The sequence below is a fragment of the Streptomyces echinoruber genome, from assembly GCF_014651135.1.
GTDB lineage: Bacteria > Actinomycetota > Actinomycetes > Streptomycetales > Streptomycetaceae > Streptomyces > Streptomyces echinoruber.
On the sequence record NZ_BMWH01000014.1, the window covers coordinates 145,458 to 166,955 of the forward strand.

The following is a 21,498-nucleotide window of genomic DNA, read 5'->3' on the forward strand; positions in this document are numbered from 1 at the left end:
GTGCCAAGGGCGGCGCCCGAAAAAGCCGTCCGCTACCGGAAGTCGTAGGCGGTGAAGGCGAGGCAGACGACCGTCCCGTCCGGCTCCAGCGCCCCGTAGCCGTTCCTCTCCTCCGCCTCGATCGGGAAGAACAGGGCGTTGCCGCCGCGGTGCGGATCGGTGACGAGCTCGGTGTAGCCGGCTCGGCGGCCCTCGGCGGCCCCCGACGTCGCCGGCCGCGAGGACGCGTGGGGCCTCGCGGAGCCGGTCCCCGGCGCGGAGTTCCGTCTGCTGGAAGGCATCGGCCGCCTGCCCAGGTCGAGACGCCCGAGCACCTCCTCCCCTTGCTCCGGGCCTTCGCCGGCGCCCACGCCGCCGACCGGCCGCGGTGCTGACGCCGGGGGAGGGGCGCGTGTCGCCCCGCCTTCGACGCGAGAAGACCTGCACCGCTTCGTGCCGGGCCCGCAGTGGGCACCCGGGCAGCCGGCGCGTACGTCGTCGTGTCGACCCCGTTGCTCGTCCCGCACGCCTCTCGGCGCACTTTTAATTCGTTCGCGAAGGTATTATTTTTCTGAACGCCTTAGCGCGTGCGACGGCAGCGCAACCGGCGTCCATCAGGCCGACCTGGAGGGGGACGTGCTCGACCGGCACCTGCACCGCACCGTGTCAGTGCCCCAGTCGTCCGAGCCGGCGGCTCGGCTCCCGGGTGCGGCGCACAGATCCGGATCCCCGCTCACGGTCGCGGACTTCGCCGAGGAGGTCTTCGGTCATCTGCCGCGGGCCGACCAGCGTCGCTGGGCCGAGGTGTACCTCGGCGGACTGCTCACCGCCCGGGGCAGGAAGTCCCTCCGCAACCTGGCCCGGACCGTCCCGCGTTCGCCGACGGCCGCCCAGTCCCTCCAGCAGTTCGTCAACTCCAGCCCCTGGCCGTGGGCCCCGGCCCGCCGGGCGGTCGCCGCGCGGGTGGCGGCATGGATGCCGGTCGCGGCGTGGTCGGCCGGGATCGCGGTGATCCCCAAGCGCGGCGAGCACTCGGTCGGGGTGCACCGCCGTTTCGTCCCGGAGGCCGGGCGGACCGTCAACTGCCAGCTCGGCATCGGCCTGTTCCTGTCCTCCGGCGAGACGAGCGTGCCGGTCGACTGGCGGCTGCTGCTGGACGACCGCTGGTGCGGCGACGAACGGCTGCGCTCCCGGGCCCGGCTGCCGCGGTCCGCCGCGCCCGAGCCCGTGGGCCGGCACGTGCTCGGCATGGTCGACGCGCTGACCGCGTCCGGCCTCACGCCGCCCGCACCGGTCGTCGCGGACCTGCGCTGCGCGGCCGAGGCGGCGCCCCTGGTGGCCGGACTCGCCGAGCGCGGGCGGGACTTCGTGGTCGAGGTGCACCCCGGCCAGACGGTCCTCCCGGCCGCGCCGAATGCCGTACGGGGCGCGGAGGCGATCCGGCCGCTGCCCGTGAGCGAGTTCGCGGGCAGCGGCGAGCGCGCGCACCGGCCGCAGGTGATCGCGGCCGGTGCGGCGGACGGTCCGGTGCGCCACCTCACCCTCCGCTCCGGACTCGTCCGGCTGCCCGCGCCGCCCGGAGCGGCGCGCACCGCACGGCAACCGGTGTACCGCCTGCTCGCCCAGTGGTCGGCCGCCGAACGCCGGCCGATCCGGTACTGGCTGACCACGCCGACGGACCGGCCTGCCGACGAGGTCCTGTCCCTGGTGCGGCACTCCGTGCGCACCCAGGCCGCGTTGAGGTCCCTCGAACGGGACTTCGGGCTGCTGGACTTCGAGGGGCGGTCCTTCCCCGGCTGGCACCACCACATGACGATGGTCACCGCCGCGTACGCCTTCAGCCGCCTCGGCGGCACCCCGGCGGGCGCCGCGGAGCCGGCTTCGGCCGGGCGCAGATTCGCGTGACGGACGGTCAGATGGCTTCTTGCGCGGGGGGCAGGGAAGAGTCGGCCCGGTCTTCCGCCGCGGACGCCAGGAAGGGCAGGGCCTGGATGATCTCCTCCGTCCGCTCCACGATGTCCGACCAGCCGTGCTGCACCCCGGAGATGTGCTGTGCGCCGAACAGCGCCGACCGCAGCACCCGGGCGAGCGCCTCGGGGTCGGAGCCGTCGGGCAGGGCCCCGCCGTCCCGGCACTCCGTCAGCAGTCCGGTCAGGATCTCGGTGAAACCGACGTACGGCGTGGGCAGTTCGGACTCGATGGCCCACTGCTGGATCTGCAGCCGGCTGCCGGCCTGGATCAGCGCGTCCTCGCGGAACGACCGGGCGGTGCGCCGCAGCAGCTCCACCACCTTGCGCGCCGGTGCCGCGTCGGTGTCGAGCACGGGGCGCAGCGAGGACAGCAGCACCGTGTAGAACTGCTCGGCCACGGCGACCGCGACGGCCTCCTTGTTGGCGAAGTGGAAATAGACGGCACCCTTGGTCACGCCCGCCTGCTCGGCGATGTCCAGGATCGTCACGGACGGGTAGTCGCGCTGCGCGAAGACTTCCGCGGCCGCCTTCAGGATCGCCCTGCGGGTGCGGAGGGCGCGGTCCTGCTTCAGGCGCGGCTCCTGGCGTCGCGCGCCCGTGCGCCGCGTACCGGCGCGTGAGGGGGACTGGTCCTTCGTCATGTTCGTCCTTCGTCCTACGGAGTGATCTCCGCGAGCCTCTTCACCCCCTTCCACCTGGGAAGACGGTGATCTGGAGAAGCCGTTGCCCGCTAAATACCTTCTCAACGGTATATTTCTCCGGCGAAGCCGGCCCGCTCCTTCGGGCCACGTGCCTTCGGGCAGCGTGCCTTCGGACCGCATATCTTCGGACCGCATATCTTCGGACCGCATATCTTCGGACCGCATATCTTCGGACCGCATATCTTCGGACTACGTATCTTCCGGGCTGCTCGGAGCCGGTCTTCGTCTTCCGGGGAGACCGTGGTGCGTCGGCGGTCGTCGGCGCACGTCCGCGACGGCAGGTCCCTCAACGGCCGCCCTCGAGCCCTCCTCCCTCCGCGCCGTCGCGGCCGGTCACGACGTGTGCCCGATCACCTCACCACGGTGTGCCACGCGGGTGGTCCCGTGGCCGAACTCCGCTTCCACTTGGGGAACTTGGACCAGTCGCAGTGGACCACCCGGGTGGGCTTGGCGAACCGCGCCCGTCCGGCGTTCTCTTGAGGCGACCCCTCCGCCGCCGCGTCCGCACCCGCCTGCCGGGCCCCGACTGCCGTACCGGGCCGTGGAGATCCCGGCGATGCGCGAGTTCGGCCGGTCCCCGGCCGCCGCACCGGCCGCGCCCGGGCCCCGTGCCGAGGCGCGGTCCCGTGTTCCAGAGAGGAATCCAGAGAAATCCATGAGTACGACCGACTCCAGCACGCGGTCCGTGCCCGCCGCCGGTGAGTCCGGCGGCGGGCAACTGCCCGATCCCAAGCGGTGGCCGGCGCTCGGCATGCTGCTGCTCGCCACGTTCATGGGCATGCTCGACGTGTTCATCGTCAATGTGGCGGCACCCTCGATCCAGTCCTCGCTCGGTGCCTCCTTCAGCCAGATTCAGTTCGTCGTCGCCGGGTACGTCCTGGCCTACGCGGTGGGTCTGGTCACCGGCGGCCGCATCGGCGACGCCCTCGGCCGCCGCCGGGTCTTCCTGATTGGGCTCATCGCCTTCGGCGCCGCCTCGCTGCTGTGCGCGGTGGCGCCCAGTGCTGCCGCGCTCATCGCGTTCCGCGTGGTGCAGGGGCTGGCCGCGGCACTGATGCTGCCCCAGGTCCTCGCCATCCTCCAGGTGGTCTTCCCCGAGGAGGAACGCGCCAAGGCGCTCGGCCTGTACGGCGCCACCATCGGCCTCGGCTCCGTCGCGGGCCAGATCGTCGGCGGTGTCCTGATCAAGCTCGACCTGGCCGGCTGGAACTGGCGCAGCGTCTTCCTGGTGAACGTGCCCGTCACCGTGGTGGCCGCACTCGGTGCCGCCGCCTCGGTACGGGAGGTGCGCGGCAGCCGCCGGGCCCGTATCGACCACCTCGGCGTCGTGCTGCTCGCCGCCGCCCTGCTGCTCCTGCTGTGGCCGCTGGTCGTCGGCGCCGACGACGGCTGGCCCGTCTGGGGCTGGGGTGCGCTGGCCGGGTCGGTGGTGTGCTTCGCGCTGTTCCTGCTGTGGGAGCGGCGCATCGCCCATGTCTCCGACGCCGGGCACGCGCTGCTGCCGCCCCGGCTGTTCGGGCACCCCGGCTTCGCCAAGGGCCTGCCCACGGCCCTGGTGTTCTACAGCGGCAACGCCGGCCTGTTCCTGATCCTGTCGTACTTCCTCCAGGACGGCCTGAAGCTCACCCCGCTCGCCTCCGGTGTGGTGTTCCTGCCGCTGGGCGCCGCCTTCGCCGTCGCCTCGCTCCAGGGCAAGAAGCTGGTGGCGCGCTGGGGGACCGGTGTGCTCGTCGCGGCGGCCGTCGTCATGGCGGCGGGTCTGGTGCTGGTGCGGCTGCCCGTCGGCTCCGGATCCGCCTCCCACCAGGCGGCGCTGCTGACGCCCGGGCTGCTGCTGTGCGGGCTGGGGCAGGGGCTGATCGCACCGTCCCTGATCGGCCTCGTGCTCGGCGGGGTCGCCGCGCAGGACGCCGGTGCCGCCTCCGGCGGCCTGCTCACCGCCACCCAGATCGCCAACGCCCTCGGCTACACGGTCGTCGGCGGCGTCTTCAACGCCCTGCTCGACGGCGGCACGTACGCCTCCGCGTTCCGGGAGGCGCTGTGGCTGCTGTGCGCCCTCGCGCTGGGCGCCGGAGCGCTGCTGTGGTGGCTGCGGCCCGGGCAGCGGGCCGCGGCGCACTGACCCGGCGGGCGGCCGGCAGGGGATTCCGGCGGCTTTTCCGTGGATTCTCCGCCGGGGGTGGCGTGGTGCGTTCCGGGCTCGGTGGCGTGGTGCGTTCCGGGTCCGGCGGCGTGGTGCGTTCCGGGTCCGGTGGCGTGGTGCGTTCCGGGTCCGGCGGCGCGGCGCGTTCCGGGTCCGGCGGCGCGGCGCGGGTTCACTCCGCCCGCGATCCCGCCCCGGCCTCTCCCGCCGTCGGCCCCGGCCGCCCGGCTTCTCCCGCCGCTCGCCCCGGCGGCCCGGCCTCTGTCTCCTGCCCCTCCGCCTCGTTCCACCGCAGTGTCACGTCCAGGTGGGCGCTGGTGCTGGCGCCGGCGATGAGGGCGCCGAGTTTGGCGTCGAGGACCACACCGAAGGTGATCTCGACCTCGTCGGGACGGTGGGCGAGGGCGCGGAACTCGCCGATGACGTCGGTGGCGGCGGAGGTGATGGGGGCCAGGGCTTGGCGCAGGGTGTGCCCGGCGTTCTCCAGGCGCGTGCCGAGGCCGACGACGTCCGTGCCGGCCCGGGCGGGCGGGGCGACGAGGACGGCGGTGCCGTCGGAGAGGATGAACCGGACTGCGTCGGGCATGGGGCTCCTCGCGGACTGGGGCGGACTGGGGCGGACTGGGGCGGACTGGGCTGTGTCAGTTCCGGGTCGGGGTCGTGCACAACCGGTCGGGGGGGACGGGAGGTCTGCGGGACGTGCCCAGGTGTCGCTGGACGGTGTCGAGGTCGGCGAGCAGCTTGGGCAGTTCGGCCGTGCCGCCCGCGTAGTCGAGGACGGCGCGGTAGAACGCGGCGGAGACGTCCGGGTCCATCGCGTCGGCGGCGCCGAAGCACAGGGTGTAGCCGGAGTGCGGCTGCAGCAGCGCGGCGATGCGCCGTTGGACGGGGTCGTGGTACCGGATCGCCTCGCTGCGGGCGGAGAACGCGTGCCCTCCGGGCTGGTTCACCCACAGCTGCTGCGCCCGGTGGCCCGAGAGGTAGGTGATGAGGTCCTCGGCGGCCGGGTTGTTCCTGCTGAACATGCCGACGAAGTCCGCGGAGACTTCCAGGCGGGGGAGGAAGGGCCGGATGTAGTCGTACGCCGTCCCGGAGCGGAAACCCATGGCCGACAGGGCGCCGTGGGCGAGGAGGCACCTGGGCCGCGAGCTGGTCAGATCCTGGCCCACCGTGGTGAAGCTGCGGGTCCGTGCGTCCCGCGCGGTGGCGGTGCCGAGCAGATCGCGCCAGGTTTTCCAGGCGTCCTGGACCGGCTGCGAGCTCCACGCCAGCCGGCCCGCGAGCCATTGTCCGTAGGCGCTGCCGTCGCCCTCGGCGAGCAGCAGGTCGGCGATCCAGTCCGCGCCGGGCCAGCCGGAGGTCGGACCGGACTCCAGGCCGAGGCACCAGGCGTGCGGGTGCGTGCGGGAGAAGTCCCGCAGGGCGTCCCGGGAGGCCGGCGGACGGGCGAGGTGGTCCCGGTCGAACCAGGTGAGGCTCTTGACGTCCGCCTTGACCGGCACCGCGTAGACGGCGTCGCGCTCCGTCGTCAGCCCCTTCGTCAGTCCGCGGAAGGGCTGCAGGTAGGCGTCCGTGTCGACGTCGAGCTTCCGCAGCCCGTCGTGCGCGTACTTCTCGATCGCCCCCACGCTCGGCAGGATCGCCAGGTCCGGCGGCGCGCCCGCCGCCACCGCGGCGTCGAGCTGCTGCGTCAGGGCCCGCGTGACCTGCACGTTGACCTGGATGTGGGTGCGATGCTCGAAGTCCTTGAGCACCGCGTGGAACGCCTGGAACTCCTGGCCCGACCACGGCACCATGATCGTCACCTGCTCGGTCCGCGTCCCGCCGCCGCAGCCGGTGGCCGGGACCAGGAGCAGACCGAGGGCGAGGAGGCGGCGCGCGAGGACGAGGAGGCGGCGCGCGAGGACGAGGGGGCGGCGGGCGGGGTGCGCCCGGTGACCGTCCGGGCGGATCGTCGCGGCGGTCATGACCGCGGGAACCGGTACTCGGCGAGCCGGGGACGGTAGGCCAGGTACGCCAGCGCACCCGCGGCGGCGAGGAGCGGCAGCACCAGGGCCATGGTCACCGGGTGGTCGGCCAGCGGGTGCGGTGCGAACCGGTGCATGTCGAGGAGGTGTGTGCCGAGCCGGTGCGTGTCGAGGCGGCACAGGAGGCCGGCGGTGGTGCCGGCCGCGGCGGTGGCCAGCAGCGCCAACAACAGGCGCGGGTCGGGGTGGCGCCGGAAGTGCCGTACGACGACGCAGCCGCTGGCGACGACGAGGACCGCCATGACGGCCACCGGTCCCAGCAGCAGCGTCCAGACCCAGCCGGGGGTGAGCCAGGGCGAGCGGAGCTGGTCGTCGAGCGCTTCCCCTTCGCGCTTCTGCAGGTCCTGCAGCGAGGAGATGAGGCCGCCGGTGCCGGAGATGTACGTGTGTGTCGTGGGGTCCTTCTCGCCCGGGTCGGTCAGCGTCGCGCGGGCGACGGCCAGTTGGGCCGGGCCGCTGCGGGCGTCGCCCCGCAGCGCGGCGTTGGCGAGCTGCACACAGGTGGTCAACTGGCCCTGCGCGAACTGGATCTGGTTCAGGCCTTGCTTCCCGGCCGCGTTGTTCTCGGCCGCGGAGGTGATCAGGACGCTCACGCGGGCCGTGGTGTTGGCGAACTCCGTTCCCGTGCCGATCAGTTCCATCTCCGCGGGGTGGGAGACCTGCTGCAGCGCCGTGTCGGCCCGGCCGGCCTCCCGGGCGGCCAGACGAAGGTCGTGGACGGCCTCCGAGGTGCGCCGGGCGGCGGCGATCCGGTCACCGGCCTGCGCCGACACCAGCAGGTACAGCAGGGCCGTCGCGACGACCATGGCCAGCACGCCGGTGCGCAGCCGGCGCAGCACGGTGATCGGGTGCGGCGCGGACCACCGGATCCGCCGGGTGCCGGCGGCGCCCCGGGCAGGCCACCGGGACGGAACGGCCGGCGCGGTCACGAGGCGTCCTCGGGGACGTCGTCCACCGCGTCGTCGAGGGGGTGGCCGCACGCCTCGCAGTAGCGGGCCGCGGCCACCGGGGCCGTCGCACCGCACCCGCGGCAGCGGCGCCGGCCGGTGCCCGCCCCGGGCGGCGGGCCGGTGACGAGCGCGTCGACGGGCGGGGCGCCGGTGCGGGTGGACTCCAGGCCGAGCCGCTGCAGCTCGCCCCGGGACGCGTCGCGCCGCACCTGCGGCAGGCCGTCGGGGCCGGTGGCCGCGACCGCGCGCAGCAGCCCGAGCCGTACGGTGTCCCCGAGGTCCTCGGCGAGCCGCAGCGCCAGGCGCAGTTCCCGGTCGGCCCGCTCCAGGTCGCCGCGCTGCCGGGCGTCGGCGCAGGCGCGCATGGCCATGCCGAGCTCGCGTTCGTTCTCCACCCGGGTCAGGCCCGCCGAGCGGGGGATGCCGTAGCCGGGGGTGGCCCGGCGCACCACCACCATGGTCTGCGTCTGCGAGCACGGCCGGCGGGTGCCGTCGGGCCGTTCGGCGTGCAGGGTGATGCGGGCGGCGCGCTGTCTTTCGTCGACGGCCAGCGTCTCGGGGTCGAAGCGCAGGGACACCTGGTACTGGCGGGTCTCCGGCGACCAGGCGCCGAGCGGTACGTGGATCTCGCCCTGGTGTGTCTGATGGTGCGTCAGTTCTGCCTCGACGGGCCGGGTCTGCCGCACGAAGGCCGGATGGAAGCGCTCGTTGAGCCGCAGCCCCAGGTAGACCCGGGGGACGACCAGGTGCTGGGCCTGCCGCACGAGGCCGGTGAAGTCCTCGGTGAGGTCGGCGATGTCCAGCACGGCGCGGGCGGTGCCGTGCAATGCCTCGGTGATGCGCAGCAGTTCGGCGTGGTCCCAGTCCTCGCCCAGTCCCCGCACGTCGCACACGAACCGGTCGGCGCAGGCCGCCAGGACCTCGCCGAGCTGCTCGGGCGTCTCGTGCTCGTTGCGGCCGTCGGTGTAGAGCACCGCGTGCCGCACGACGGCGGGGGAGGCGACCGAGGCGAAGAGGCGGTCGGCGCGGGCCAGCCAGGTGCCGATCGCCGTCCCGCCCTCGGGGAGCTGGCTGCGGACGTGCCGTTTGGCCGCCTCCCTGGCCGCCGCGTCGACGGGGGCCAGGCCGCCGTGGGGCGGATACACCACCTGCGCCTCGTGGTGGCCCGCGACGACGCCGAGCAGGGTGCCGTCCGGGAGGGCGTCGATCGCCGCGCACACCGCGCGCTTGGCCTCGTCCAGCTTGCGCCGCCCGGCCATGGACAACGACCGGTCCATGATGAGCACTTCGGCGGCCGGCGGGCGTGCCCCGGGCGGCCCGACGGAGCGCGCCCGGACGGTGACCAGGGCGTCCGCGCGCTGCGCGTCGAAGGCCAGGTCCGTGGGCGCGTCCACCTCGACGGAGAAGCTCAGCCCCAGATCCGGTGCCGGTACCGGATCTTGTCCCAGATCCCGTCCTGGGTCTCGTCTCGGGTCCGGTAACGCGTCCGGCTCCGCGTCCCGTTCCGGTTCCCGCCTCGCGTTCCGCCCCGTGTCCGGTCCCGCGTCCAGCCCTGCACCCAGCCCTGCAGCCAGTCCTGCACCCAGTCCTGACGGTGACCTGTCCCCCACCGGTACCACCTGACCGCTTCGTTGCGTGTCGCCCCGTGTTCCGTGCGTGACGTCCTAGGAGCTTAGCGTCTCGGACGGGCGTCTGAAACGGGACGGACGCGTTCTGCTTCCCGGCCGGGGCCATCTCCACTCCGGCGCGGGCCGCAGCCGGTTGGCCAGGTCGACGAGGGCGACGTACTCCCGTTCGGTGGCGGCGTGCGGGCCCAGCGCCCGTACTGCCTCGGACAGTTGGAGCCGGTCTCCGGTGAGCAGGAAGTCGGCGTACTGGATCTCGGCCCGCAGCGCGGCGGCCGCGGCGTCGTCGACCGGGAGGCCGGCCAGGGCCGCCCGGGCCTGCGCCAGGTCGTCCCCGGTGGGGGCGGCGGGGCCCGGCCGGTCCGGCACGGTGACCAGCAGGCGCACGGCGGCGACGCGGGCCTCGCGCTCGAAGCGGAACTCCTGGGTCAGGCGCTCGGCGGTGGCCACGGCCCGGTCGCGCCGGCCGGCCAGCAGGTGCACGCGGGCCAGGCCGAAGCCGGCCGCGCCGAGCGCGGGGGTGGTGCCGAAGACCGCGTCGTAGTGCGACCGGGCGACCACGCCGTCGCCGCGCAGCTCGGCGCACAGGCCGAGCGCGAGCTGCGGGATCAGCTCGCCGGGAAGGTCGGCGCGCACCCGGGCGAAGTGCCCGGTGGCCTCTCCGGGATCCTCGCGGGCCAGCGCGATCAGGCCCTCGTACCAGGCGTGCAGCCAGTGCCACGACGGCAGGTGCGCGGCGGCGAGGGCGGCCTGCGCGCGCGGCACGTCGCGCCGGCGCACGGCGAGCCGGCTCTCGGCCAGGGCGCTGCCCGCCGCCTCCGTCACGCGCGGGTCGTCGGGGTCGGCCAGGGGCGCCGGCAGCGCCGCGGCGACCTCGTGCGGCCGGGGCGAGGAGAACGGCGCCGGCATGGTCAGCAGCGCCTTCTCCGACCAGGAGGCCCGCACCCAGTCGGCCGGGGGCCGCGCCGTGCCCAGGCCGCCGTGCAGGGGCTCGGTCAGCGAGCCGAACAGCGCCGAGGGCCGCGTCACCTGCCGGTGCTCGGCCACGACCTGCCGGATCACCCCGCTGAGCTGCTCGCCGAACTGCCGTGCCGAGACGAACCGCCGCCGGGGCACCCGGTCGTCCGTGGCCCGCTCCAGCAGCAGGGCGAGGGAGTCCACGCCGGGCGCCGTGCGGTCCTTGAGGTGGTCGCGGCACAGCTCGCGCAGCGTCATGCCCAGCCCGTACAGGTCGAAGCCGGGGGTGGGCCGCTGGTGCTCCGGGTCGTGCTCGGGCGGCGCGTACGCCTTGGTGTACGCCACGACCGGCCCGGTGACCCGGCGCGAGCGCACCGCGCCGAAGTCGATGAGCCGCACCCGGTCCAGCGGCCCGTCGGGGCCCTCCTCCGCGAACCGGATGATGTTCAGCGGCTTGACGTCGCAGTGCAGCAGCCCCCTGGCGTGCAGGTAGTCCAGCGCCTGCAGGATGCGCACGCCGTGCCCGAGCAGGTTCTCCAGCCGGTCGCCGTCGCGCGCCGAGAGGGGGGTGCCGGGGACGTACTCCAGGACGAGGTGCGGTCCCTCGGACTCGTAGCCGAGGATGCGGACGATGCTGTCGTGGCGCAGCCCGACCAGGGCGGCCCGCTCGCGGTCCGCGGTGTCGGCCACCGACCGGTTCAGGGCCTTGACCACCACGTGGGTCTCCAGGTTGCGGTCCAGGGCGAGGTAGGCGGCCCCGTAGGCGCCAGAGCCGAGGACCCGCTCCACCTGGTAGCGGCCGGCGATCACCAGGCCGTGGATCTGACCGAAGTCGAACCGGGTGCCGCAGTGCGGGCAGAAGCCCACCGTCCGTCCCGGCCGGCCGTCGTGGCCGCGCCCGACCGGCCGCCCGCAGGCGGGGTTGGGGCAGAAGCGGTGCTCCTCGGCGACGGGCCCGGCCGTCTGCGCGGGCGGCCGCAGCGCCTCCTCGGGCACCGGGCCGTCCCCGGCCAGGTCCAGGCCGTACCAGGGGTCCGGCCGCACCTGCGCCACTCCGACGCCCGCCGCCTGCCGCGCCCTCGCCGGGGCGGTGCCGGGGACGGTGCCGGGGGCGGCCCGTTCCGGCGGCAGCGGCTCGCGGTCGCACACTTCGCAGAAGCCCTCCGCGTCGATCGCGCCGCGCCCGCAGTCGGGGCGGTTGCACCTCGTCACCACGGCCTCACCCACCCTGCTCTCCCCGCTCTTCCTGCTCTTCCTGCTCTTCCTGCTCCGCCTCGATCCTGCGGTCGGCCTCGTCGGTGTAGCGCCTGACCAGCTCCCGGGCGGCCACCAGGTCGACCGGTACGGTGTGCAGCGCGCGCAGCGCCGGGGCGTACCGTTCGGCCAGCCGCCGGTCCTCCTCGCCGAAGAACCGCGCGGCCCGCACCCGGTGCAACTCCAGGACGGCGCACAGGTCCTCGTGGTCGGCGACCAGCCGCCGCACCGCCCGCTCGTAGCCGGCGGCCTCGGCGCGGGCCGCGGCGGCGGCCCTCAGGACGGCGGCGAGCTCGGGGTTCGGCTCGGTGGCGCGCGCCACCGCCAGCCGCACCCGCAGCCGGGGCGCGACGCGCGGCGGCAGCCGCGGCGCGGCGAAGAACCTCCGCCCGTGCTCCTCCTCCAGCCGCGCCGCCGCGTCCTCCGCTGCGGCCAGCCGCCCGACCGCCGCCTGCGCCTCGGCCGCGCCCACCCCGCCGACGACGGCCCCGGCGACGGCCAGCGGTTCGGGATCCAGCGCCACGTCGTGCGGCAGGCCGTCCGGCGGCCGGTCCTCGAAGCCCAGCACCAGCCGCATCCCGCGCGAGCGGGCCCGCGCGGCCAGCGGCGCCAGCAGGTTGCGCACCAGGGCCGGCGCGTCCCGGGCCCGGTCCACGCTGCCCACCACCAGGCAGGCGGGCGGCGTACGGCGCAGCAACTGCTCCACGACCGTGCGATCGTCGCCGCCGGGCAGCCCGAACCGCTGCACCAGATAGCCGCGCACGTCGTCGACGGACCGCCCGCGCGCGCTGCAGGCCGCGTCGATGGAGCCCAGGGCGAGGACCGTGCCGCGGGGCGCCCCGGTGAGCTCGGCGTCCGAGACGGTGGCCCGTGCCGCCGGGTCCGCCGTGCGCACCAGCCGTACGAGCCAGGAGTCGCCCGCCGTGACGGAGCCGCCGGTGCCGACCACGGCGGTGCCCGACCAGCCGCTGTCCAGCAGCCGGGCGAGCTCCCGGGTCAGCGCCAGCCGCAGCGGGTCGCCCAGCACGTCGCCGGGCGGCGCGCCGTCGGCCGGACCGAGCCGGTCGGCGGGGGCGCCGCCGGTGAACCCGGCGATCTGCGGCAGGTACGTCAGTACCGTCTCGGTCGGCAGCATCCAGGCCGCCCGCGCGTCGCCGTTGACGTAATTCGCGACGACGATGCCGATGACGCGCCCGTCGAACTCGCCGCCCAGCGCCATCACTCCGGCGCCCGAGTAGCCGCGCTCGATCCACGGGTCGCCCGCGCGCACCTGCTTCAGCTGTCCCCACTCGCCCTCCCGGCCGGCCGGGCCCGCCAGTTCGGCGTCGGCGGCGACGCCGTAGGGCTCGGCCTGCGGGAAGCCGTAGACCCGCACCCGGCCGCCGGAGACGGGCGCCTTCCACAGCGTGGTGCGGATGCCGCAGCCGGCCGGCTCGTCGAGCCGGAGCAGCGCCACGTCGCCGCGCCGGGTGCCGTCGCGGTGCACCCACGAGCCCGGCACCACCCGCGCGGTGCGCGTCCACTCCGGGCGGCAGGCCACGCTGCTGATCCGCAGGCGGGGGGTGCTTCCGCCGGGTTCCGCACCGGCGAGGCGGACGACGTGCGCGCAGGTGAGCACCCGCCGGTCGTCGAGCAGCACCCCGGCGCCGCACGGAGTGCCCCCGTCGTCGTCGACCCTCACCCGCCACGGATGCTCGCGGTGGTGATGCAGCGTCATCTCTTCACGGTAGGCCAACGAGGGGGGAAAGCACCCGAGTTGTCGATGAGGGAACCGGGGCTTCCCGTTGTGCCCGGCGGCGGCCGGTCACCGGGCGCGTCCCTGGGGCCGGCCGCTCGTCCCCGTCGACCGCGCCGGCGATCCCGCCAAGGCGGCGGCCCTCATCCGCGCCGCCCTGGAGGCGGACGAGACCCCGCTGCACCTGCCCCTCGGCGACGACCCCTCGGCGACGACGCCGTCACCGCCGTCCTGGACCACCTGGACCAGGTGCGGGCGGACATCACCGCCTGGGAGGAGCGGACCCGGGCCACCGCCTTCTCCGCCTGATGGATTGACGGACCGATGGTGACGGGCTGACGGTGACGGATTGACGGACCGATGGTGACGGACTGACGGTGACGGGCTGACGGACCGACGGTGACGGACTGACGGACCGGCGGACGGGCGGACTGCCGGGCCGGCGGTCCGCCGACCGCGTTCACATCGGGCCGGTGCGGGTGTGATCGGCCGTATAACGGGGAGAACCGCCTGGGTAAAGGGCACCCCCGGGGCAAGTCATCACATCGGGTGATTCTCTGGCCTTTGCTTGCTTTGCGCAACCCACGGTTGCCAGGCTGTTGCTGTCTGTACAACCTGATGGGAGTGGCCAGTGACCTTCGGTGAGCAGCCGGCGTATCTGCGTGTCGCGGGTGATCTCCGGAAGAAGATCGTCGACGGCCTGCTGCCACCGCACGCCCGGCTCCCCTCGCAGGCGCGCATCCGCGAGGAGTACGGCGTCTCCGACACCGTCGCCCTGGAGGCGCGCAAGGTGCTGATGGCGGAGGGGCTGGTCGAGGGGCGCTCCGGATCGGGCACGTACGTGCGCGAGCGCCCGGTGCCGCGCCGCATCTCGCGCTCCGGCTACCGGCCGGCCGGCGGGGCCACCCCGTTCCGGCAGGAGCAGTCCGACACCGGGGTCCACGGCACCTGGGAGGCCCGCAGCGAGCAGGCGGAGGCGAGCCCGGCCATCGCCCAGCGGCTCGGGATCGAACCGGGCGACCGCGTGATGTGCACTCGGTACCTGTTCCGGGAGTCCGGCGAGGCCATGATGCTCTCCACCTCCTGGGAGCCCCTCGCCGTCACCGGCCGCACCCCCGTCATGCTCCCCGAGGAGGGCCCCCTCGGCGGCGCGGGCGTGGTGGAGCGGATGCGCGCCATCGACGTCATCGTGGACAACGTCACCGAGGAGGTGGGCGCCCGCCCCGGCCTGGCCGACGAGCTCCAGGTGCTCGGCGGCGTACCCGGACACGTCGTCCTCGTCGTCCAGCGCACCTTCTACGCCTCCGGGCGCGCCGTCGAGACCGCCGACGTCGTCATCCCGGCCGACCGGTATCGCGTCGCCTACCACCTCCCGGTGAAGTAGCTCACACCGGCCCGGCCCGCGGGGGCGTGTCCGCCGGGGCGGACGTGTTCGCGGTCGTGCGCCCCCGGCCCGCCCGGGCGCTCGATTCCGGCCGTTTTCCCAGGTCGGTCGCTTGCGCCCGAAACACCTCCCGGTGCTTCTGACCGGATGCGTCCGTGTACGCGAGCGGCGCGTGCGACGGCGTACGCCGCCCGCTCTCTGGCCGGTTGCGTACCTCTTCGTGAAAAGCCGTGTTCGCAGCGTGAAGGTAGGGCGTACGCTCGGGCATATGCGGATTGCGGTTTCCTTAGCGGGTGGGGCGACGGGCGCTCCCCTGGCTCGGACGTGCAGAGCCCGGGGGAGGAAGCCCGGGGCGAGAAGCGGAGGGGCGCGATGAACGACAGCACGGTCACTCTTCCCTGGCTCGTCATACGGCAGGACGACAACGGCAATCGCTACCGCGTGGGCCGGTACGCCACCCGCGCCGAGGCCCAGAAGATCGCCGACAGCCTCGACCACCGCGGTCACCAGCGGCTCTACTGGGTCGAACGCATCGGCCAGGGCGACGACTGACGACGGCCGGGCCGCCGGCCCCGGCCTTCCGGGGCCTTCGGGACCTTCCGGTGCGCACGTCCGCGCCGTGCTCCCGTAGGCTCCCGCGCATGACGGAGCGGACGGTGGTCGTGGGTGCCGCCCTGATCGACGACGGGCGGCTGCTGGCCGCGCGGCGCAGCGCGCCGGCGGAGCTGGCCGGGCGGTGGGAGCTGCCCGGCGGCAAGGTGGAGCCCGGGGAGGCGTCCGAGGCGGCGCTGGTGCGCGAACTGCGCGAGGAACTCGGCGTCGACGCCGAGGCCGTCGCCCGCGTCCCCGGCGCCTGGCCCCTGCGGCCGCCCTACGTGCTGCACGTGTGGACCGCGCGCCTGCGCCCCGGCTCCGCCGCCCCCGCACCCCTCCAGGACCACGACGCGCTGCGCTGGCTCGCCCCCGAGGAGATCTGGCACGTCGACTGGCTCGACCAGGACGTCCCCGCCGTGCGCGAGGTGCTCCTCGGGCTGCGGGAGGACGCGGACGCGCGGGCCGGCGCGGAGGCGGCTGCGGGCACGAAGGCGGCTGCGGGCGTGGAGGCGAGTGCGAGTGCGGACCCGAGCGCGGACTCGCGCGCGGCGGCGGAGACCGGCGCGGAGTGCGACGGCGGGGACCGGCGCCGAGGCGGGTGAGGGACGGCACGCCCGCGCGGCGCGCCGTACGCCCCGCGCCGTACGTGCCGCGGCGCACCCTCCGGGAGGGTGCCGGACGGGCCGTACGGCCGTACGCCGTGGGCGCCGCGGCGCACCTTCCAAAAGTTCCGAAACGGTGTCGGATGCCGCAGAACGGTACCGCACGCCGAATGTCGGGTATGTGCCCATTAGGTCCATGAAAATGGACATGGGTGGCTGCCTGGGAAGTGATCGGCGTGAGCGACACCGGAGACGGCTGCGCCGAGTGGACCTTTCCCGCGGAGCCGAGCGCCGTGCGCGCCGCCCGCTCCGCCGTGCGCGGCCAACTGCGCGACTGGCGTCTCGACGGGCTGGGCGATCTGACGGCCCTGCTGGTCAGTGAGCTGGTGACCAACTCCCTGCGGTATGCCGCGGGTCCCATCGGCGTCCGGCTGGTACGCCCCGACGGGCGGCGCGACGCGCTGCTCGTGGAGGTCTCCGACGCGCTGCCCGACCCGCCCCACGAGCGCGTGGCCGGGGACGACGAGGAGAGCGGGCGCGGCCTGCGGCTGGTGGCCGGTTCCTCGCGCCGCTGGGGGAGCCGGCCGGGGAACACGGGCAAGACGGTGTGGTTCGAACTCGCGGTGCCCGCGTGAGCCCGTGCGCGTTCGCTCCCGGCGGTGGTTCGATGGGGGGCCGTCTGGTTAGAAGACTGGTTGTGTCGTCGCAGGCAGGTCCGAAAAGCAGCCGAAAAGCATCGGGACTGTCCTGTGATCGTGAACACCGTGTTGCGCGGCGCCGTAGTGCTGGATACTGCGGGTCAGCCGCCCCCGGTGACCGGTGCCGGACGCGGTGAGCTGGAGGGGACGGTTCGCGTGAGCGAGATACCAGCGAAGGCCAAGGAGTCCGAAGGCCCGTCGGACGGCGCGCAGCACCACGCGGGCGCGTCGGCGAGGCGGGGGCAGGCGCAGCCTCGGGCGGCGCGCGGCCCCCGGGAGGCGGCGGGCGGTGCCCCGGAGAGAACGTCCCGTCAGGCACCGCACGCGGAAGGACCGCACGCGGAAGGACCGTCCGCGGAAGGACTGTCCGCGGCGCAGGACCGCGCGGCCGACGACCCCGAACCCGGCGATCCCCAGCCCGGCGATCCCCAGCCCGGCGATCCCCAGCCCGGCGATCCCCAGCCCGGCGATCCCGAGCCCGGTGCCCCCGAGGCCGTCGGACTCCGGCCCGCCGGTCACGGCGGCACCCCGCCCGGCCCGGGCGCACCCGCCGGGGACGCGATGTGGCAGAGCAGCCCGCCCGGCTCCATCTACGACTACATCAAGGTCGCGTCCTTCTCCATCGGCCCCGACGGCCTCGTCGACCAGTGGAGCCTGCGCGCCGAGCAGCTCTTCGGCATCTCCGCCGAGCGCGCCGTCGGCATGGACCCCGTCGACGCGTTCATCGACCCCGACCTGCGCCCGCAGGGCCACCGCAAGATGGCCGAGATCCTCGACGGGCGGGAGTGGACCGGCGTGGTCCCCTTCCGGATGCCCGACACGCCCGACGGGCGGCGCGGCGAGGAGGGACTCGCCGAGATCTACGTAATGCCGACGCGCACCGCGGAGGGCGCCAACGCCGCGCTGTGCATCGTCGTCGACGTGCGCACCCTGCGCAGCATCGAGACCGACCTCGCCGCCTCGCAGGCGATATTCGGTCAATCCCCGTTCGGCTTCCTGCTCATCGACACCGAGCTCAAGGTGCGCCGCGCCAACGAGCGGTTTGCCTCCATCTTCGGCGGCACCCCCGACGACCACCGCGGCCGCGGGGTGCACGACTACCTGCCCCGGCCGGAGGCGGAGCGGGTCGCGGCGACCCTGCGGCGGGTTCTGCAGACCGGCGAGTCCATCACGGACATGCACGTCACCGGCTACGTGCCCGGCTCGGACGAGCGGCGCCACTGGTCGGTCAACCTCTACCGGGTGCACAGCGGTTCCGGCCGCCCCATCGGCATCGCCTGGCTCGGCATCGACATCACCTCCCGCCGCGCCGCCGCCCGCGAGGCCGCCGCCGCCCGGCGCAATCTCGCCCTCCTCAACGAGGCCGGCGCCCGCATCGGCAACTCCCTCGACCTGGAGACCACCGCCCGGGAACTCCTCGACGTGGTCGTCCCCGGCTTCTGCGACCTGGCCACCGTCGACCTCTACCAGGGGCTGCTGGCCGGCGACGAGACCCCGCACGGCCTCGCCGACGGCAGCGCCGCGCTGCGCCGCGTCGCCTTCGCCAGCGCCGTCTCCGGGGCGCCGTTCGCCGCCTCCGGCGAGCCCGTCGAGGTGGGCGTCGTGCACCACTTCCCGTTCAACTCGCCCTGCGCGGACGCCCTGCGCACCGCCCGCCCGCAGCACGTCCCCGGCCAGGAGGGCGGCCTGGTGCAGTCCACGCTGGCCGTGCCGATGGTCGCCCACGACACCGTCGTGGGACTCGCCCAGTTCGCCCGCACCAAGGGCAGCGAGCCGTTCGGCGAACGCGACCGCGACCTCGCCGTGGAGCTGGCCGCCCGTGCCGCCGTCTGCATCGACAACGCCCGCCTGTACCGGCGCGAGCACGAACGCGCGCTGATCCTGCAGCGGTCCCTCCTCCCGCCCGGCGACCCCGTCGCCTCCGGCCTGGACATCGCCTGCCGCTACCTGCCCGGCAACGCCTCCACCGGCCGGCCCAGCGAGGTCGGCGGCGACTGGTTCGACGTCATCGAACTCCCCGGCCACCGCACGGCGCTGGTCGTCGGCGACGTCATGGGCCGCGGCCTGCGCGCCGCCGTCGCGATGGGCGAACTGCGCACCGCCGTACGCACCCTGGCCCAGCTCGACCTCGAACCGGCCGAGGTGCTCTCCCAGTTGGACGAGATCGCCCGCGGCCTGGGTGCCCCCGGCGGCGTCCAGCAGGCCACCCGCGCCGCCCGGCGCCCCCGCGAGGCCGACCTGTCCGAGGTGTACCTGGCGACCTGCGTGTACGCCGTGTACGACTCCGTCACCCGCCGGTGCACCTTCGCCAACGCCGGCCACCTGCCCCCGGTGCTGGTCGAGCCCGGCGAGAGCGCCCTCATGCTCGACGTGCCGCCCGGCATGCCGCTCGGCGTCGGCGGGGAACCCTTCGAGGAGGTCGAGGTCGAACTCCCCGAGGGCTCCCTGCTCGCCCTCTACACCGACGGCCTCGTCGAGTCCCGCGACCACCCCCTCGACGAGGGGCTGCAGGCCCTCGTCAGCGCCCTGTCCGCGCCGCCCCGCACGTCGCCCGGCCACCACCCCCCGGCGACGGAACTGCACGCCGACCCCTCCCAGTACCTCGAGGACGTCTGCGACCAGGTTCTCAACACCCTCGACACCCACCACGGCGAGGACGACATCGCGCTGCTGATGGCACGTGTCCAGGGGCTGCCCGCCGAGTCCGTCGGCGACTGGACGCTGCCGCGCGAGCCGCGCAGCGTGGGGCGGGCCCGCGAGTACGCCCGTGCGCAACTGCTCAGCTGGGACCTCGAACCCCTCGTCGACACCACGGAACTCCTCGTCAGCGAGCTCGTCACCAACGCGCTGCGGTACGGCGAGGGGGAGATCCGGCTGCGGCTGCTGCTCGACCGCACGCTGGTGTGCGAGGTGTGGGACTCCGGGCTCGTGCAGCCCCGGCGGCGCCGGGCCCGCGACACCGACGAGGGCGGGCGGGGCCTGCAGCTCGTGGGGATGCTGTCCGCCGCGTGGGGGTCCCGGCGGACGCCTCGCGGCAAGACGGTGTGGTTCGAACTGCCGCTGCCCGGCGGGGAGGGCGGACTCACGGACCCGGCGGAGGCGCTGCTGAGCCTGTTCTGACCGGCTTCGGTCCCGCGGTACGACCGGCCCCGTCTCTACGCGTCCCTGCGGCTCCGCCCCTACGCGTCCCTGCGCCGCCCCCGCGTCCCGGGCCCCCCGAAGCTCCCCGGCGGCCCCCCGCCCGGCGCGCCGCCGAGGAGGACGCCGCCCAGGACGGCGCCCTCGAACCCGCTCACCCGGGCGTCCGGGTCCGCGACGCGCCAGGCCCGCACGTCCCGCTCGGCCAGTTCCCGGGCCTGGAGGGCGAGTTGCCCGGCCATCAGCAGGTCCGCGCAGTCCGCGGCGTCCGCGGCGAGGAGGCGTTCGGCCTCCGCGAGGCGGGTGCGGGCCTGGAAACCCACCGCGCCCCGGTGGGTGGTGACGAAGTCGGCGGCGGCCGCCGTGGCGCTGAGGGCGGCCAGGCGGGCGGCGGAGGGCAGGACGCCGGAACGCCCCGGTGCGAGCGGGGCGACGGCCCGCACGATCCGGGTGAGGACGTCGAGGGGGTCGCAGGGCCCGGCCCCCAGGTCGTCCCGTACGGCGGACAGGGCGGCCTCGGCGCGGGCCAGGCGGGCGCCGAGGCCGGCGGTGGCGGCGCCCGGGTCCGGTTCCGCACGGCGCTTTCGCACGTCCGCCAGGGCGGCGTCCGCGGCGGCCAGCGCGTCGGGCACCAGGTCGGCGGCGGTGGAGAGTTCCGCGGCGAGCCGGTCGACGGCCGCGACGAGGACTCCGGCCTGGGCGACGGCGCCCTCGGCGGCGCGCAGTTCCCGGGCGGCGGCGTCCGGCCGGCCGAGGTCGGCCGAGCGGCGGGCCTGGTTGAGGTGGGCGGTGGCGAACACCAGCCGGTCCTTGGCCTCCTCGGTGCAGCCGAGCACGCCGGTGACGGCCGACGGCGCGTACCGCTTGTCCAGTTCGACGAGGGTGGCGTCCGCGGCGCCGACGCGGCCCGTCAGCTCCCGGAAGCGGGCCTCGGCGACGGCGAGCGCGCGGTAGGGGTCCGTCTCCAGCGCCCGCAGCCGGTCGAACCCGGCCGCCTCCGCGTCCAGCCGCCGCCCGGCCTCCGCGCAGCGCCCGATGATCCCGACGAGCAGGTGCCGCCGCGTCTCCTCGTCCCGGGCACCGTCGTCGTCGTACCGCTGCCGCAGCGCGAACGCGGCCGCCAGCTCGTCCGCGGCCCGGCGCACGGCCCGCTCGGCGGGCGCGAGGGCGTCGGCCGGCACCAGGGCCTCGGCGAAGCCGAGCTCCTCCCGGCTGGTGCGCAGGCAGTCGTCGGCGCTCACCAGGGCGCGCCCGGCGCGTTCGTCCAGATCGGCGAGGGGTTCGCCCGCCGGGGTGGCGGGCGGGCCGCCGGGCGTGGTGCGGGTGCGGGCGCGGCGGGTGCGCCGCCGGTGGCCGAGGGCCGCGGCCGCGCCCGCCGCGGCGGCGACGGCCAGCGGCACGGCGTAGTCCGCGGCACCGGCCTCCCGTACGGCCGCCGGACGGGGATGCGCGGCCGTGGGGGCCGTCGGACCGGGGTGTGCGGCCGCGGGGGCCGCCGGCCCGTGGTCCGGCGCCGCAACCGCGGACCCCGTACTGATCGTCATCACCGGCAGCATCAGCCACACCAGCCCCGCCGCACCGCCCAGCACGGTGCGCGCCACCCGTCCGGACGGGCGCGCCCCGGTCCGCCGTGACCGGTCTCCGATCAAGGATGACGTCATAGGGGGGAGGGTAGGGCGGCGACCGCTGCCGCGCGACCGGGCCTCGGGACCGGTGGGAGCGATGTGGTCCATGAGGTGAC

15 protein-coding genes and 2 pseudogenes are annotated in these 21,498 nt (G+C 75.2%); 8 read left to right on the forward strand and 9 right to left on the reverse strand.

Going from position 1 to position 21,498, the window contains the following annotated elements:
• Positions 1 to 32 precede the first annotated feature (32 nt).
• Entirely contained in the window at positions 33 to 281 is a 249-nt protein-coding gene (locus IE225_RS17870; protein ID WP_190058535.1) for a hypothetical protein, read from the reverse strand.
• A gap of 334 nt (positions 282 to 615) precedes the next feature.
• On the opposite strand from IE225_RS17870, the gene IE225_RS17875 reads away from it, so the two are divergent.
• Positions 616 to 1,884, forward strand: a complete 1,269-nt coding sequence (locus tag IE225_RS17875) for an IS701 family transposase (protein WP_229879646.1) — start codon at positions 616 to 618, stop codon at positions 1,882 to 1,884.
• 7 nt (positions 1,885 to 1,891) lie between these two features.
• Here IE225_RS17875 and IE225_RS17880 read toward each other — a convergent pair whose 3' ends face one another.
• Positions 1,892 to 2,590: a ScbR family autoregulator-binding transcription factor gene (locus IE225_RS17880; protein WP_190058536.1), complete on the reverse strand. Its 699-nt coding sequence runs from the start codon at positions 2,588 to 2,590 to the stop codon at positions 1,892 to 1,894.
• 715 nt (positions 2,591 to 3,305) lie between these two features.
• Between IE225_RS17880 and IE225_RS17885 the strand changes: the two genes are divergently transcribed.
• Positions 3,306 to 4,772, forward strand: a complete 1,467-nt coding sequence (locus tag IE225_RS17885) for an MFS transporter (protein ID WP_190058537.1) — start codon at positions 3,306 to 3,308, stop codon at positions 4,770 to 4,772.
• Positions 4,773 to 4,965: 193 nt separating this feature from the next.
• Here IE225_RS17885 and IE225_RS17890 read toward each other — a convergent pair whose 3' ends face one another.
• The 6 genes from IE225_RS17890 to IE225_RS17915 all read right to left on the reverse strand — a co-directional run bounded on the left by IE225_RS17890 (position 4,966) and on the right by IE225_RS17915 (position 13,323).
• On the reverse strand, positions 4,966 to 5,379 hold the full coding sequence (locus IE225_RS17890; RefSeq protein WP_190058538.1) for a CU044_2847 family protein: 414 nt from the start codon (positions 5,377 to 5,379) through the stop codon (positions 4,966 to 4,968).
• Between the two features lie 55 nt (positions 5,380 to 5,434).
• Positions 5,435 to 6,760, reverse strand: coding sequence for an ABC transporter substrate-binding protein (locus IE225_RS17895; protein WP_190058539.1), 1,326 nt, complete (start codon positions 6,758 to 6,760; stop codon positions 5,435 to 5,437).
• On the reverse strand, positions 6,757 to 7,749 hold the full coding sequence (locus IE225_RS17900) for a hypothetical protein (RefSeq protein WP_190058540.1): 993 nt from the start codon (positions 7,747 to 7,749) through the stop codon (positions 6,757 to 6,759). The genes IE225_RS17895 and IE225_RS17900 overlap by 4 nt, the downstream gene beginning before the upstream one ends.
• The gene (locus IE225_RS17905; protein WP_190058541.1) at positions 7,746 to 9,164 is read right to left on the reverse strand and encodes a vWA domain-containing protein; all 1,419 of its coding nucleotides are present in this window, start codon (positions 9,162 to 9,164) and stop codon (positions 7,746 to 7,748) included. Before IE225_RS17905 ends, IE225_RS17900 begins: the two co-directional genes overlap by 4 nt.
• A gap of 270 nt (positions 9,165 to 9,434) precedes the next feature.
• Positions 9,435 to 11,579, reverse strand: a complete 2,145-nt coding sequence (locus IE225_RS17910) for a tetratricopeptide repeat protein (protein WP_190058542.1) — start codon at positions 11,577 to 11,579, stop codon at positions 9,435 to 9,437.
• Positions 11,572 to 13,323 (reverse strand): S1 family peptidase, encoded by a 1,752-nt coding sequence (locus tag IE225_RS17915; protein WP_190058543.1) that lies wholly within the window; start codon positions 13,321 to 13,323, stop codon positions 11,572 to 11,574. Before IE225_RS17915 ends, IE225_RS17910 begins: the two co-directional genes overlap by 8 nt.
• Positions 13,324 to 13,453: 130 nt before the next feature.
• On the opposite strand from IE225_RS17915, the pseudogene IE225_RS33250 reads away from it, so the two are divergent.
• The 6 genes and pseudogenes from IE225_RS33250 to IE225_RS17940 all read left to right on the forward strand — a co-directional run.
• A pseudogene (locus tag IE225_RS33250) lies at positions 13,454 to 13,650 on the forward strand (short-chain dehydrogenase/reductase); the annotation flags it as partial.
• A 322-nt stretch (positions 13,651 to 13,972) separates the two neighbouring features.
• A complete protein-coding gene (locus IE225_RS17920; protein ID WP_190058544.1) occupies positions 13,973 to 14,725 on the forward strand; it encodes a GntR family transcriptional regulator in 753 nt (250 codons plus the stop codon).
• A gap of 372 nt (positions 14,726 to 15,097) precedes the next feature.
• Positions 15,098 to 15,277 (forward strand): SPOR domain-containing protein, encoded by a 180-nt coding sequence (locus IE225_RS17925; protein ID WP_190058545.1) that lies wholly within the window; start codon positions 15,098 to 15,100, stop codon positions 15,275 to 15,277.
• 89 nt (positions 15,278 to 15,366) lie between these two features.
• Positions 15,367 to 15,750, forward strand: a pseudogene (locus tag IE225_RS17930) ((deoxy)nucleoside triphosphate pyrophosphohydrolase); the annotation flags it as partial.
• Positions 15,751 to 16,148: 398 nt separating this feature from the next.
• Entirely contained in the window at positions 16,149 to 16,556 is a 408-nt protein-coding gene (locus IE225_RS17935) for an ATP-binding protein (RefSeq protein ID WP_190058565.1), read from the forward strand.
• Positions 16,557 to 16,775: 219 nt separating this feature from the next.
• Positions 16,776 to 19,739 (forward strand): SpoIIE family protein phosphatase, encoded by a 2,964-nt coding sequence (locus IE225_RS17940; protein ID WP_229879647.1) that lies wholly within the window; start codon positions 16,776 to 16,778, stop codon positions 19,737 to 19,739.
• 59 nt (positions 19,740 to 19,798) lie between these two features.
• Here the strand turns inward: IE225_RS17940 and IE225_RS17945 are convergent, their stop codons facing one another.
• On the reverse strand, positions 19,799 to 21,418 hold the full coding sequence (locus IE225_RS17945) for a hypothetical protein (RefSeq protein WP_229879648.1): 1,620 nt from the start codon (positions 21,416 to 21,418) through the stop codon (positions 19,799 to 19,801).
• Positions 21,419 to 21,498 lie beyond the last annotated feature (80 nt).

Excerpts from the sequence above, each read along its gene's own strand:
- IE225_RS17870 (WP_190058535.1), bottom strand. The coding sequence starts at position 281 with ATGCCTTCCAGCAGACGGAACTCCGCGCCGGGGACCGGCTCCGCGAGG.
- IE225_RS17880 (WP_190058536.1), bottom strand. The coding sequence starts at position 2,590 with ATGACGAAGGACCAGTCCCCCTCACGCGCCGGTACGCGGCGCACGGGC.
- IE225_RS17885 (WP_190058537.1), top strand. The coding sequence starts at position 3,306 with ATGAGTACGACCGACTCCAGCACGCGGTCCGTGCCCGCCGCCGGTGAG.
- IE225_RS17890 (WP_190058538.1), bottom strand. The coding sequence starts at position 5,379 with ATGCCCGACGCAGTCCGGTTCATCCTCTCCGACGGCACCGCCGTCCTC.
- IE225_RS17895 (WP_190058539.1), bottom strand. The coding sequence starts at position 6,760 with ATGACCGCCGCGACGATCCGCCCGGACGGTCACCGGGCGCACCCCGCC.
- IE225_RS17915 (WP_190058543.1), bottom strand. The coding sequence starts at position 13,323 with ATGACGCTGCATCACCACCGCGAGCATCCGTGGCGGGTGAGGGTCGAC.
- IE225_RS17925 (WP_190058545.1), top strand. The coding sequence starts at position 15,098 with ATGAACGACAGCACGGTCACTCTTCCCTGGCTCGTCATACGGCAGGAC.
- IE225_RS17945 (WP_229879648.1), bottom strand. The coding sequence starts at position 21,418 with ATGACGTCATCCTTGATCGGAGACCGGTCACGGCGGACCGGGGCGCGC.